Below are 233 nucleotides of genomic sequence, written 5' to 3'. Positions count from 1 at the left end.
ATCATCCTTCAGCGGATCGCCGACCGGCTACTTGCAGGTGCGTTCAGTAAGCTCGGTCAGGCCAATACGGCGGGAAATCGGTACGACCACGTTCGCGGCCGGACGATATTCCATTTCCGCCATCAGTTCGACTTCGATCTCTTCCTTGAGCATCGTCGCGCCCAACTGGCGCGTGACCGGGCGGGTTGCAAGCCGCGAGGCATAGTTCGGCGCGCGGGGAGCCGAGGTATTGC

General features: G+C 61.8%; 1 pseudogene. It reads right to left on the bottom strand.

Features of this window, described 5'->3' with window-relative positions:
• Positions 1–30: 30 nt before the first annotated feature.
• Positions 31–233, bottom strand: a pseudogene (locus ACPYOJ_RS36975) (GcrA family cell cycle regulator); the annotation flags it as partial.

It is taken from the genome of Rhizobium sp. SVR5-9E, assembly GCF_056755095.1.
Note: the sequence above shows the minus strand (reverse complement) of the source record. Positions and strands in the feature narration are given on the sequence as shown.